Here is a 12,418-nt window from a genome sequence, read left to right on the forward strand (position 1 = left end):
ATGCCGTTCCTCGCCACCGCGCTCGATCGTGTGAAGCCGTCCGCGACCATCGCGGTCACGGACAAAGCGCGTGAGCTGAAAGCGGCCGGGCGCAACGTCATCGGCCTGGGCTCCGGCGAGCCGGACTTCGATACTCCCGCCAACATCAAGCTGGCGGCGATCCATGCGGTCGAGGCCGGCAAGACCAAGTACACCGCGGTCGATGGCATTCCGGAGCTGAAGCAGGCCATCATCGACAAGTTCAAGCGCGAGAACGGCCTGACCTACAAGCCGAACCAGATCATCGTCGGTACCGGCGGCAAGCAGGTGCTGTACAACGCCCTGATGGCGACCATCAATCCGGGCGACGAGGTGATCATCCCGGCGCCGTATTGGGTCAGCTATCCGGAGATGGTCGCGCTCGCCGGCGGCGAAAGCGTGCCGGTGGTGTGCACCGCCGAGTTCGGCTTCAAGCTGCAGCCGGCGGCACTGGAAGCGGCGATCACGCCGAAGACCAAGTGGATCATTCTCAACTCGCCGTCGAACCCGACCGGCGCGGCCTACAGCCGTGCCGAGCTGAAGGCGCTCACCGACGTGCTGGTCAAGCACCCGCATGTCTGGGTGATGACCGACGACATGTACGAGCACCTCGTCTATGACGACTTCGAGTTCACCACCCCGGCGCAGATCGAGCCGAAGCTGTTCGATCGCACCCTCACGGTGAACGGCGTGTCGAAGTCGTATTGCATGACCGGCTGGCGGATCGGCTACGCCGGCGGCCCGGCCGAGCTGATCAAGGCGATGTCGACGATCCAGTCGCAGTCGACCTCGAACCCGTGCTCGATCGCCCAGTGGGCCGCCGTCGAGGCGCTCAACGGTCCGCAGGACTTCATCGACGCCCACAACAAGGTGTTCAAGGAGCGCCGCGATCTGGTGGTCTCGATGCTGAACCAAGCGACCGGCATCGACTGCCCGCGTCCCGAGGGTGCGTTCTACGTCTATCCGTCGTGTGCCGGCACCATCGGCAAGACCGCGCCGTCGGGCAAAAAGATCGAGACCGACCAGGACTTCGTCACCGAGCTTCTGGAAGCAGAAGGCGTCGCGGTGGTGCAGGGCTCGGCGTTCGGCCTCGGCCCGGCATTCCGCATCTCCTATGCCACCAAGACGTCGGATCTCGAGGACGCCTGCAAACGCATTCAGCGGTTCTGTGGAAATTTGCGGTAAAGATTTCATTAACAATCCGCAACGTTCACAGGATTCGTTCCAAAACTGCGAAAGCGCCTTGTTTTGGACAAGACGCTTCCTTTTTGTCGCCGTCGCAATCTCAATCCACATGTGGAGTGCTTATATGTTTACCCTGAGACAGTTCGGCATCGCTGCGGTCGCGTTGATCGCCTCGGTTGCGAGCGCGAGCGCGCAACAGCGCGTGCAGGTCGGCGTGATCGAATGCGCCGGCGGTCCGAACGTCGGCTACGTGGTCGGCTCGACCACCCAGCTCGAGTGCCTGTTCCGGACCGACGGCCGTCGTCCCGAGCCGTACATCGCGCACGTGCAGCGCATCGGCGTCGACCTCGGCTTCACCCAGAACACCGGCCTCGCCTGGGCCGTGTACGCCCCGACTCAGCGCGTCGGTCGCGGTGACCTCGGCGGCAGCTACGGTGGCGTCGGCGCCAACGCGTCGTTCGTTTTCGGCGTCGGCGGCAACCTGCTGGTCGGCGGTTCGAACAACGCCTTCGCGCTGCAGCCGCTCAGCCTGCAGGGCCAGACCGGTCTGAACGCGACCGCCGGCATCGTCGACGTGCAGTTGCTGCCGGCCCCGATCGCCAAGAAGCACTATCGCAAGCATCGCCGTCATCATCACTAAGTGACAGCGTTTACGAAGCATTAGCGTCGTAACGAAAAGGGCCCGCCAGCGCGGGCCCTTTTTGCGTCTGGACGCCTTTGTACGCTCGGGCACCTGGTCGCGGCGCAGCGCGCCCGGGGGTGTCATTGAAGATTTGCCGATGCTGTGACTAGATGGCGCGCACTCGTTTGCGCGTTTGCCCGAATCGGGTCGTCTTCCGCATCACCTTCCCACGTCGGAGATCTTCGCTATGCGCCGCCTCTCGCTTCTCGCCGGCCTCGCCGCCGCCGCGCTGATAACAACCGCCGCCGATGCTCAACAGGGCCGGGTGCGTGTCGGCATGCTCGAATGCCGCGGCGGTGCCAGCATGGGCTTCATCGTCGGTTCGGTGACCAACCTCGGCTGCGTGCTGCGCACCGAAGGCCGCCCGGACACGCCCTATGTCGCCACCATCCGCAAGGTCGGTCTCGATATTGGTATCACCCCGGAAACCGCGCTCGGCTGGGCGGTGTTCGCGCCGGTCGAACGCTTCGGCCCCGGCGACCTCGCTGGTAACTACGCAGGTGCACAAGGGTCGGCTTCGGTCGGCGTCGGTCTCGGCGCCAACGTGCTGCTCGGCGGCTCGGCGAATTCGATCGCGCTGCAGCCGGTCAGCCTGCAGGGCCAGACCGGTGTCAACGTTGCGGTCGGCCTGCAGGAACTCGAGCTGCGTCCGGGCCGCTAAGTAACAGCGCGCTCGCCGCTCCAATTCCCGTTTTGCAACATTGCGCTGCGATGCAAACGCGTCGCAGCGCAAATTTTTGGTGTCCTTGATCCTGCTCAACACCGACATCATCGCGTCGTAATTTTTCGCGCTTGCCAAGTGTCGTGTGTTGCGAAAACATCACGTCTTGCCGACCCAATCACGGGCCGAGCTCCAGATAGAAGGAGGCGGCGATGGGACAAGACGTCAGAAGTCCCCGTGGTCCCCGGTGCATCGCACTGGTGGGCCCATTCCAAAGCGGAAAAACCACACTACTTGAAGCGATCCTGGCACGAACCGGCGCCATCCCGCGGGCCGGCTCGGTCGATGCGGGCACCTCGCACGGCGACTCCAGCCCCGAGGCACGCCAGCACAAAATGGGCCTCAGCCTGACGGCCGTCACCACCCAATTCATGGGTGAGAGCTACACCTTCCTCGATTGTCCCGGCTCCGTCGAATTCGCGCACGACATGCGCGCGGCGCTTCCCGCCGTCGACGCCGCCGTGGTGGTGTGTGAAGCCGACGAGCGCAAGCTGCCGCAGTTGCAGCTGATCCTGCGCGAACTCGAAGATCTCGGCATTCCCAGATTTCTGTTCCTGAACAAGATCGATCGCGCCAACAAACGCATTCGCGAAGTGCTCGACAGTCTGCAGCCGGCCTCGCGTATCCCGCTGGTGCTGCGCCAGATTCCGATCTGGAACGGCGACCTGATCGCCGGCTATGTCGATCTCGCGCTGGAGCGCGCCTTCGTCTATCGGGAGCACAAACCTTCCGAAGTGATCGACCTCGAAGGCGGCAATCTCGACCGTGAGAAGGAAGCGCGGTTCTCGATGCTCGAGAAGCTCGCCGATCACGACGACGCGCTGATGGAGCAATTGCTCGACGACATCCAGCCTCCGCGCGATGCGGTGTTCGACGATCTCGCCCGCGAGCTGCGCGAAGGCGTGATTTGTCCCGTGCTGCTCGGCTCGGCGCTGCGCGAGAATGGCGTGCTGCGTCTTCTCAAGGCGCTGCGTCACGAAGCGCCCGACGTCACCGAAACCGCGGCACGCCTCGGCGTCACCGCCGGCAAGGATGCGATCGGCTACGTCTTCAAGACTCAGCATCTGCAGCACGGCGGCAAGCTGTCGCTGGCCCGGCTATTCGCCGGCACGCTCGCGGACGGCGACAACGTGCAGTCATCGTCCGGTGAGGCGTCGCGTGTCTCCGGCATGCAGGCCGTTGGCGGCGGGCACGACAGCAAGCGCTCGTCGGCTACGGCCGGCGATGTCGTCGCACTCGGCAAGCTCGACACGATCAAGACCGGCGACACTTTCGGCAACGGCAAGACCGCGCCGGCCTCGCTGGTCGAAGTCACGGCCGCGCCGCCGGTGCTGGCAATGGCGCTCGCCGCTACGGATCGCAAGGACGACGTCAAGCTCGGCCAGGCGCTGCAGCGGCTGAACGAGGAAGATCCCTCGCTCACCATCGTGCACGATCCGCAGAGCCACGAGATGGTGCTGTGGGGACAAGGCGAGATGCATCTGCGCGTGGCGCTGGAGCGACTGCACGACCGCTACGGCGTCACCGTGAAGTCGCATGCGCCGGGGATCGGCTATCGCGAGACCATCCGCAAGCCGGTGACTCAGCGCGGTCGCCACAAGAAGCAGTCCGGCGGCCATGGCCAGTTCGGCGACGTGGTGCTCGACATCAAGCCGCTACCGCGGGGTGAGGGCTTCGCCTTCGCCGAGACCGTGGTCGGCGGCGCGGTGCCGCGCAACTACATGGGCGCGGTGGAGGAGGGCGTGATCGATGCCCTGCGTGCCGGACCGCTCGGCTTCCCGGTGGTCGACGTCCACGTCACCCTGACCGACGGCTCGTATCACAGCGTGGATTCGTCCGACATGGCGTTCCGTACCGCGGCGCGGATCGGCATCGCCGAGGCGCTGCCACAGTGCCAGCCGGTGCTGCTGGAGCCGATTCACACCGTCGAGATCGTCTGCCCGACCGAGGCGACCGCCAAGGTCAACGCCATCCTGTCCGGGCGGCGGGGCCAGATCCTCGGCTTCGACACCCGCGAGGGCTGGCCGGGTTGGGACATGGTGCGCGCCACCATGCCGGAGGCGGAGATCGGCGACCTGATTGTCGAGCTGCGCTCGGCCACGGCCGGTGCAGGCAGCTTCACTCGCACCTTCGACCATATGGCCGAAGTCAGCGGGCGGACCGCTGACCAGATCGTTGCGGCCCACCGCCAGGCGGCGGCCTGACCCTAGAAAGTCGGCGAGGCGGAACGTCTTCCGCCTCGCTCACTAAAATATGACTGCTCCGAAGCGGCTGGACTGATGTCTCAGACATCACTCCAGCCGTTTCTTGTTTGCTTGATGCTATTCGAAGCATCATATTGGCATCTTCAGACATCAGAGTTCATGCTTCATCCATGATGACCGCAGCCCAATTGCGCGCCGCGCGCGCGCTGCTTGGCATCGACCAGCGCACGCTGGCCGAACTGTCGGGCGTGTCGCTGCCGACCATCCAGCGGATGGAGGCGAGCGAAGGCAACGTCCGTGGTGTGGTGGAATCACTCACCAAGGTGATCGAGGCCCTCGACCGCTGCGGCGTGACCCTGATTGGAGACAATTCCCGCAGCGAAGGCGGCGGCCGCGGCGTCCGGTTCAAAGAGCCGGCGCCGCCCCGCAACGAGGCCTAACGGTTTCGGTGCAGCAGCGGGGCGGACCAGGAGCAAACAGCATGGACACCTCCCGGCGACTTGTGGCTGCCACCAAACCGAGCTTCCGCGAGCTGTTCACCCCAAAGCTGATCACGGCGCTGCGCGAGGGCTACGGCCTCGGCGACTTTCGCGCCGACCTGATCGCCGGTCTCACCGTCGCGATCGTGGCGCTGCCGCTGTCGACTGCGATCGCGATCGCCTCCGGCGTCACGCCGGATCGCGGCCTCTATGCCGCGGTGGTCGGCGGATTTCTGGTGTCGCTGCTCGGCGGCTCGCGGTTTCAGATCGGCGGCCCAGCCGGCGCCTTCATCGTGCTGGTGATGCTCAGCGTGCAGCGCCACGGCATCGACGGCGTGCTGCTTGCGACCTTCCTGGCCGGCATCATGCTGGTGATCGCCGGCTTCCTGCAGATCGGCACCTACGTCAAATTCATTCCCTATCCGGTCACGGTCGGTTTCACCGCCGGCATCGCGGTGATCATCTTCGCCAGTCAGCTCAAGGATCTGCTCGGCATTGAGCTGGCGCACGAGCCGGGGCCGTTCCTCCCCAAGCTCGAAGCGCTGGCGCAGGCGTTGCCGACCATGAATTTCTATGCGCTCGGCATCGCGCTGACCGCGATCGTGCTGATCGTCGGCCTGAAGAAGCTGCGGCCCAACTGGCCGGGGCTGCTGATCGCGGTCGCCGTGACTGCCGCCTTGGTGTGGGGCTTCTCGCTGCCGGTCGCCACCATCGGCACCCGGTTCGGCGGCATTCCCGAGAGCTTCCCGCTGCCGTCCTGGCCGGTGTTCTCGGTCGCCAAGGTGATCGAAGTGCTGCCCGACGCGATGGCGTTCGCACTGCTCGGCGCGATCGAGTCGCTACTCTCCGCGGTGGTGGCCGACGGCATGACCGGGCGGCGGCATCGCTCGAACTGCGAACTGGTGGCGCAGGGCTTCGCCAACATGGGCTCGGCGCTGTTCGGCGGCATCTGCGTCACCGGCGCGATCGCCCGTACCGCGACCAACATCCGCACCGGTGCGCGCACGCCGATCGCCGGCATGCTGCACTCGGTGTTCCTGCTGGTGTTCATGCTGGTGGCGGCGCCGCTGGCGAGCTACATCCCGCTCGCCACGCTCGCCGCGGTGCTGGCGATCGTCGCCTGGAACATGGCGGAGAAGCACGAATTCGCCACGCTGGTGCGCTCGTCGCGCGGCGACGCGGTGGTGGTGCTGGCGACCTTCCTGCTCACCGTGTTCCGCGACCTCACCGAAGGCATCGTGGTCGGCTTTGCGCTCGGCGCGGTGCTGTTCATTCACCGCATGTCCGAAGTCACCGGGGTGGAGGCGTATTCCGGGCTGGCGCAGGAAGATCGTGCCGACGAGAGCGGCAAGCGCCGCGGCACCGCCGCCGATCTGTCGCTGGTCACTGATCCGGACGTGGTGGTGTATCGCATCACCGGGGCGTTCTTCTTCGGCGCCGCCGCGACGGTGTCTTCGGTGCTCAACAACATCGCCGATCGCCACAAGGTGTTCGTGGTCGACTTCGCCGCGGTGCCGTTCCTGGACTCCACCGCCGCGAATGCGATCTACCGGGTGGCGCTGTCGGCGCAGCGCAAGCGCATCAAGCTGATCGTCACCGGGGCCTCGCCGACCGTCCGCCGCGCGCTGCTCACCCATGGCGTCAAGCCGCCGCTGGCGCACTACCGCGCCGACATCGCGAGCGCGGTCGACGAGGTCAAGGGCAAGACCCCCGCGCCCGAGGAGGCGACCGCACCGCAGCCCGCTTCGGTCTGACGTCCCCGACTTCCGTCGCGGCGCCGCGTTTTGCGATTGACGCTGGCGCGACAGCCTGATTTTCACAGGCTTCGGAGGTCTCGCGTCTGTTGGAGGGCGAAATGGCTGCGACCAAGCGCGCCGCGTGTCTGATCGGCTGGCCGGCGGCGCATTCGCGCTCGCCGCTGATCCACCACTACTGGCTGCGCCAGCTCGGCATCGAGGGCGGCTACTCGATCGAAGCGGTACCGCCGGAAGGCTTTGCCGAATTCGTGCTGCACCTGAAGACGCACGGCTATGTCGGCGCCAACGTCACCATCCCGCACAAGGAACGCGCGCTGCAGCTCACCGAGCCGGACGAGCGCGCCCGCGCGGTCGGCGCCGCCAACACGCTGTACTACGACGGCGATCTGTTGCGCTCGACCAACACCGACATCGAAGGCTTCATCGGCAATCTCGACGCCTCGGCGCCGGGCTGGGATCGCTCCCCGCATGCCGTGGTGCTCGGGGCCGGCGGCTCGTCGCGGGCGGTGGTGTTCGGCCTGTTGGAGCGCGGCGTGCAGCGGATCGCGCTCGCCAATCGTTCGATCGAGCGGGCAGAGGCGCTGCGCGATCTGTTCGGCGACCGTGTGGTGCCGATCGCCTGGAGCGACATCCCCGCGGCGCTGCCGGGCGCGGGTCTGTTGGTCAACACCACCTCGCTCGGCATGAAGGGACAGCCGCCGCTGCAGATCGACCTGTCGGCGCTACCGGCGGATGCGGTGGTGGCGGACCTGGTCTATGTGCCGCTGGAGACCGATCTGCTCGCCGCCGCCAAGGCGCGCGGGCTGCGCACCGCGGACGGTCTCGGCATGCTGCTCCACCAGGCGGTGCGCGGTTTCGATCTGTGGTTCGGGGCGCGGCCGCACGTCACCGCGGAGCTGCGGGCGCTGGTCGAGGCCGATCTGGTGCCGAAGTAAGCGTTCGGGAGCTATGCGGCGTGGTGCATGATCCGCCACGTCCGCGCGATAATCGAAAGCTGCTCGCGCAGTTCGGTGAGATCCACCGGCTTCGACACCGCTTCCAGCATGGTGAGATCGAGCGACTCGCCGAAATCATGCGCCTTGCGTGCGATCTCGCTCTTGGCGCCGCTGAGGATGATGATCGGCGCCCGGAAGTCGCGATCGGCAAAATGGCGTAGCACCTCGGTGCCGGCCTGCTCGCCGAGCGACAGGTCCAGCGTGACGCCTTCGAAATCATTGTAGGTGGTCAGCTCGACGACCTCGTCGAGCGTGCCGGCTTCGACCGGTTCGAACCCGGCGCGCACCGCGATCTTGCAGATGATCGTGCGGTGCACCTGGTCGTCATCGATCACCAGGAGGCGCGGCTTCAACTCTGCTGAACCCGCCGCAGCCGCGGCAGGGCTCTCGGGATGGTCGGTCATGGCGCTCCGATCGAGCTGGCTGCGATGGCGAACACACGCGCAGCCATCTGCAGCAAGGCTGCAGGCGGCCTGGGCGTTGCCCCACAGTGTCGCCCGACCGGTGAATCAAACCGTAAGACGGCGCCGCGTAGGACTACGTGGCACAGGACTGAGTGGCGCGGGGCTTACTTGCCTTGGAAGTTCGGTTCACGCTTTTCCAGGAAGGCGCGGATGCCTTCGGCCATGTCCTTGGATTTGAACAGCGGCAGCAGCTGCAAGTACACGTGATGAACGTGATCCGGGAAGGTCTCGTTGAGGCCCATCCGCATCATGCGCTTCGCCGCCTGCACCGCCAGCGGCGCGTTGCCGGCGATTTCCTTGGCGACCCCGCGGGCGCGTCCCATCAGCTCGGCGTCTGGGACGACTTCGTTGGCGAGGCTCCATTCCAGGCTCTCGCGCGCGCTCAGCGTCCGGCCGGTGAAGATCAGCTCTGCCGCCTTGGCCCAGCCGATCATCCGCGGCAGAAACCAGGTACCGCCGCTCTCCGGCACTACGCCGCGCTTGACGAAGGCGGCAGCCAGCTTGGCGGATTCCGCCATGATACGGATGTCGCAGCCGAGCGCGGTATCCATGCCGTAGCCGGCCGCGCCGCCGTTGACGGCGCAGATCACCGGCTTGTCCATCGCCTGCAGCACGGTCGGCGGCGTGTTGCGCAGGTCGAGCGTGGTCGGCGACGACGCCGCGCTGAGGCCTTCGTCGCCGCGCTCCTTGTTGAGGTCGAGCCCGGCGCAGAACGCGCGGCCGTTGCCGGTCAGGATCACGCAGCGCACCTCGGGATCCTCATTGGCCTTGGTGAGTAGCGCCGCGAGCGTATTCAGCATTGGCCCGGAAATGGTGTTCAGCCGCTCCGGCGCGTTCAGCGTGATCGTGGCGATGTGATCCTCGACCGCATAGAGCACTTCGCTGGAAGCGGGCTGCACGCTCGTCTGCATATTGGTCATTGGTTTCCTCCTCATTTTTGCTTTTGTTGTTGTTAGTTGTCCTCTCCCCGTCATTGCGAGGAGCGAACCGACGAAGCAATCCCGCGCCGTGCACTCGGCTGGATTGCTTCGCCTTCGGCTCGCAATGACGTGGAGAGGGCAGGGCGGAGTTACTCCGCCAGCACCTTCTCGTCGATCTCGTGGATCGAATTGACGCCGCACAGGCCCATCGTGGTCGACAGCTCCTTGCCGATGATGTCGATCGCCTTGGCGACGCCCGGGCCGCCATAGGCACCGAGGCCGTAGATGTAGGCGCGGCCGATCATGCAGCTCTTGGCGCCGAGCGCGAGCGCGCGCATCACGTCCTGGCCGGAGCGGACGCCGCCATCGAACATCACTTCGATGTGCGAACCGACCGTGTGGACGATCTCCGGCAGCACCTCGATCGACGACGGCGCGCCGTCGAGCTGGCGCCCGCCATGGTTCGACACCACCAGCGCCTCGGCGCCGACCTTCACCGCCTCGCGCGCGTCCTCAACGTCAAGGATGCCCTTGATGATCAGCTTGCCCGGCCAGATCGAGCGGATCCAGTCGATGTCGCGCCAGTTCAGCGAAGCGTCGAACTGCGATGCCACCCAGGCCGACACCGATTCCAGATCCTTGGAGCCGGGCAGGTGGCCCGCGATGTTGCCGAAGTTGCGCCGCGGCGTGCCGAGAATGCCCTTCACCCAGCGCGGCTTGGTGGCGATGTCGATGACGTTCTTCAGCTTGAACAGCTGCGGCGGCACCGTCATGCCGTTCTTGATGTCCTGATGGCGCTGGCCGATCACCTGAAGGTCGACCGTGAGCACCAGTGCGCTGCACTTGGCGGCGATCGCGCGCTCGATCAGCGCTTTGACGAAGCCGCGGTCACGCATCACGTAGAGCTGAAACCAGAACGGCTTCTCGACGTTCGCGGCGACATCCTCGATCGAGCAGATCGACATCGTCGACAGCGTATAGGGGATGCCGGCAGCCTGCGCGGCGCGGCAGGCGTGGATCTCGCCGTCGGCGTGCTGCATCCCGGTCGAGCCGACCGGCGCCAGGATCAGCGGCATCGCGTAGGTGTCGCCGAGGATCGTGGTGGCGAGATCGCGCTTGGAGATGTCGACCAGGATGCGCTGGCGGAACTTGATCCGCTTCAGGTCTTCCACATTCGCCCGCAGCGTCTCCTCGGCGTAGGAGCCGTGGTCGACGTAGTCGAAGAACATCTTCGGCACCCGGCGCTTGTGGATCTGGCGGAGGTCTTCGATGCAGGTGATCTCTTTCATGGAAATGCCGTCCGCCTCTTGCGGGTTGTTGCGAGCCGCTCGTCCTGTAGCACGCGGACGCCATGTGCAAAATCGTCGCGTCGGGCTTTGCCGAACCTCGGGGAACCCGGTGCATCGCGGCGCGTTTTCTTTCGAATTCTCAAGGTTCGAGCAGGAGGACCGCGATGACCGACGCCAAGACCGCCGAAACCCCGACCAAGAACAAGAAGGAGCTGGAAGATCAGCTCAATGAAGGGCTCGAGGAGTCGTTTCCGGGCTCCGACCCGGTCAGCGTGACCCAGCCGGCACCGTCAAAACCGGATGGGGATAAGCGCCGCAAGGATTAATCACCCGACGCGGCATACGTCTGGATAGATGATATTTATCAAGTGCTTACGCCGTCGCCCCAAGTCGGCGGCGTAATCTTTGATTACATTTTTTGAAGTCCCCGCAACTATTTTGGGCCTATAAGGCCGTTTCGCCGTACGGCAAGCCCCGGACGAATCGTGGGTTTTTGACCGTGACCGGCAAGGGCGGGGGATGATTGGATGAGCCGCAGATATTTCGGGACGGACGGAATCCGGGGCCGCGCCAACGGTTTGATCACGCCGGAGCTGGCCCTCAAGGTCGGCCAGGCTGCAGGCCTCGCGTTTCAGCGCGGCGAGCACCGCCACCGCGTGGTGATCGGCAAGGATACGCGTCTGTCCGGCTACATGATCGAGAACGCGCTGGTCGCCGGCTTCACCTCGGTCGGGATGGACGTGCTGCTGGTCGGCCCGATGCCGACCCCGGCGGTCGCGATGCTGACCAAGTCGATGCGCGCCGACCTCGGCGTGATGATTTCGGCCTCGCATAATCTGTTCGAGGACAACGGCATCAAGCTGTTCGGCCCGCTCGGCTACAAGCTCAGCGACGAAGTCGAAAAGCAGATCGAGCTGATGCTCGACGAGTCTCTCGACAAGAAGCTCGCGCAGAGTGCCAGCCTCGGCCGCGCCCGCCGCATCGACGGCGTCCACGATCGCTACATCGAATTTGCCAAGCGCACGCTGCCGCGCGAGCTGAGCCTCGAAGGCCTCCGCGTGGTGATCGATTGCGCCAATGGCGCCGCCTACAAGGTGGTGCCGGAAGCGCTGTGGGAGCTCGGCGCCGACGTGATTTCGATCGGGGTCGAACCCGACGGCTTCAATATCAACAAGGAATGCGGCTCTACCGCGCCGCAGGCGCTATGCGCCAAGGTCCGCGAGATGCGCGCCGATATCGGCATTGCACTCGATGGCGATGCCGACCGCGTGATCCTGGTCGACGAGCGCGGCCATGTGGTCGACGGCGATCAGCTGTTGGCGGTGATCGGCCAGAGCTGGAAGGAAGACGGCCGCCTCGCCAAGCCGGGCGTGGTCGCCACCGTGATGTCCAATCTCGGACTCGAGCGCTTCCTGGCGGGCGAAGGCATCGCGCTGCTGCGCACCCCGGTGGGCGACCGCTACGTGCTCGAGCAGATGCTGAAAGAGGGCTACAACGTCGGCGGCGAGTCCTCGGGTCACATCATCTTGTCCGATTTCAACACCACCGGCGACGGCTTCGTCGCGGCCCTGCAGGTGTTGGCGATGGTGCAGAAGCTCGGCCGTCCGGTCTCCGAAGTCTGCCACCGGTTCGATCCGCTGCCGCAAATCCTGAAGAACGTGCGCTATCGCAGCGGCCGGCCGCCCGCTGACAGCCGCGTGATCT

The 12,418-nt window shown here is 65.6% G+C and carries 12 protein-coding genes; 9 read left to right on the top strand and 3 right to left on the bottom strand.

All coding sequences use genetic code 11. The annotated features are described in order from the left end of the window. From DYI24_RS02655 to DYI24_RS02685, 7 genes are all read left to right on the top strand, one after another. Positions 1–1,203 carry a pyridoxal phosphate-dependent aminotransferase gene (locus DYI24_RS02655; protein WP_042441707.1) on the top strand — a complete coding sequence of 401 codons (1,203 nt, stop codon included), beginning with the start codon at positions 1–3 and terminating at the stop codon, positions 1,201–1,203. A 124-nt stretch (positions 1,204–1,327) separates the two neighbouring features. Then, entirely contained in the window at positions 1,328–1,843 is a 516-nt protein-coding gene (locus DYI24_RS02660) for a DUF992 domain-containing protein (protein WP_011159864.1), read from the top strand. 229 nt (positions 1,844–2,072) lie between these two features. Further along, positions 2,073–2,546 carry a DUF992 domain-containing protein gene (locus DYI24_RS02665; protein WP_119019069.1) on the top strand — a complete coding sequence of 158 codons (474 nt, stop codon included), beginning with the start codon at positions 2,073–2,075 and terminating at the stop codon, positions 2,544–2,546. Between the two features lie 212 nt (positions 2,547–2,758). Continuing rightward, complete coding sequence (locus DYI24_RS02670) at positions 2,759–4,810, top strand: elongation factor G (protein WP_164571163.1); 2,052 nt, start codon at positions 2,759–2,761, stop codon at positions 4,808–4,810. A gap of 170 nt (positions 4,811–4,980) precedes the next feature. Next, the gene (locus tag DYI24_RS02675) at positions 4,981–5,250 is read left to right on the top strand and encodes a helix-turn-helix domain-containing protein (protein WP_011159861.1); all 270 of its coding nucleotides are present in this window, start codon (positions 4,981–4,983) and stop codon (positions 5,248–5,250) included. A gap of 41 nt (positions 5,251–5,291) precedes the next feature. Beyond that, complete coding sequence (locus DYI24_RS02680) at positions 5,292–7,043, top strand: SulP family inorganic anion transporter (RefSeq protein WP_164571164.1); 1,752 nt, start codon at positions 5,292–5,294, stop codon at positions 7,041–7,043. Between the two features lie 101 nt (positions 7,044–7,144). Next, the gene (locus DYI24_RS02685) at positions 7,145–7,981 is read left to right on the top strand and encodes a shikimate dehydrogenase (protein WP_164571165.1); all 837 of its coding nucleotides are present in this window, start codon (positions 7,145–7,147) and stop codon (positions 7,979–7,981) included. An 11-nt stretch (positions 7,982–7,992) separates the two neighbouring features. Here the strand turns inward: DYI24_RS02685 and DYI24_RS02690 are convergent, their stop codons facing one another. From DYI24_RS02690 to DYI24_RS02700, 3 genes are all read right to left on the bottom strand, one after another. Beyond that, positions 7,993–8,445, bottom strand: a complete 453-nt coding sequence (locus DYI24_RS02690; RefSeq protein ID WP_164571166.1) for a response regulator — start codon at positions 8,443–8,445, stop codon at positions 7,993–7,995. Positions 8,446–8,609: 164 nt separating this feature from the next. Continuing rightward, the gene (locus DYI24_RS02695; RefSeq protein WP_164571167.1) at positions 8,610–9,425 is read right to left on the bottom strand and encodes an enoyl-CoA hydratase/isomerase family protein; all 816 of its coding nucleotides are present in this window, start codon (positions 9,423–9,425) and stop codon (positions 8,610–8,612) included. A gap of 149 nt (positions 9,426–9,574) precedes the next feature. Beyond that, entirely contained in the window at positions 9,575–10,714 is a 1,140-nt protein-coding gene (locus tag DYI24_RS02700; protein ID WP_107345902.1) for an alpha-hydroxy acid oxidase, read from the bottom strand. Positions 10,715–10,878: 164 nt separating this feature from the next. Here DYI24_RS02700 and DYI24_RS27985 point away from each other — a divergent pair, with 164 nt between their 5' ends. Next, entirely contained in the window at positions 10,879–11,040 is a 162-nt protein-coding gene (locus DYI24_RS27985) for a hypothetical protein (protein WP_205523335.1), read from the top strand. 201 nt (positions 11,041–11,241) lie between these two features. Further along, on the top strand, positions 11,242–12,418 hold a 1,177-nt coding region (gene glmM / locus DYI24_RS02705; RefSeq protein WP_164571168.1), incomplete at its 3' end, for a phosphoglucosamine mutase.

Source organism: Rhodopseudomonas sp. BR0C11, from assembly GCF_010820945.1.
Lineage (GTDB): Bacteria > Pseudomonadota > Alphaproteobacteria > Rhizobiales > Xanthobacteraceae > Rhodopseudomonas > Rhodopseudomonas palustris_H.

What these genes read in the sequence shown, in the direction of transcription:
- DYI24_RS02655 (WP_042441707.1), top strand. Translation starts at nt 1, where the DNA reads ATGCCGTTCCTCGCCACCGCGCTCGATCGTGTGAAGCCGTCCGCGACC.
- DYI24_RS02700 (WP_107345902.1), bottom strand. Translation starts at nt 10,714, where the DNA reads ATGAAAGAGATCACCTGCATCGAAGACCTCCGCCAGATCCACAAGCGC.
- DYI24_RS02685 (WP_164571165.1), top strand. Translation starts at nt 7,145, where the DNA reads ATGGCTGCGACCAAGCGCGCCGCGTGTCTGATCGGCTGGCCGGCGGCG.
- DYI24_RS02695 (WP_164571167.1), bottom strand. Translation starts at nt 9,425, where the DNA reads ATGACCAATATGCAGACGAGCGTGCAGCCCGCTTCCAGCGAAGTGCTC.
- DYI24_RS02660 (WP_011159864.1), top strand. Translation starts at nt 1,328, where the DNA reads ATGTTTACCCTGAGACAGTTCGGCATCGCTGCGGTCGCGTTGATCGCC.
- DYI24_RS02670 (WP_164571163.1), top strand. Translation starts at nt 2,759, where the DNA reads ATGGGACAAGACGTCAGAAGTCCCCGTGGTCCCCGGTGCATCGCACTG.
- DYI24_RS02675 (WP_011159861.1), top strand. Translation starts at nt 4,981, where the DNA reads ATGATGACCGCAGCCCAATTGCGCGCCGCGCGCGCGCTGCTTGGCATC.
- DYI24_RS02680 (WP_164571164.1), top strand. Translation starts at nt 5,292, where the DNA reads ATGGACACCTCCCGGCGACTTGTGGCTGCCACCAAACCGAGCTTCCGC.
- DYI24_RS02665 (WP_119019069.1), top strand. Translation starts at nt 2,073, where the DNA reads ATGCGCCGCCTCTCGCTTCTCGCCGGCCTCGCCGCCGCCGCGCTGATA.
- DYI24_RS02690 (WP_164571166.1), bottom strand. Translation starts at nt 8,445, where the DNA reads ATGACCGACCATCCCGAGAGCCCTGCCGCGGCTGCGGCGGGTTCAGCA.
- DYI24_RS27985 (WP_205523335.1), top strand. Translation starts at nt 10,879, where the DNA reads ATGACCGACGCCAAGACCGCCGAAACCCCGACCAAGAACAAGAAGGAG.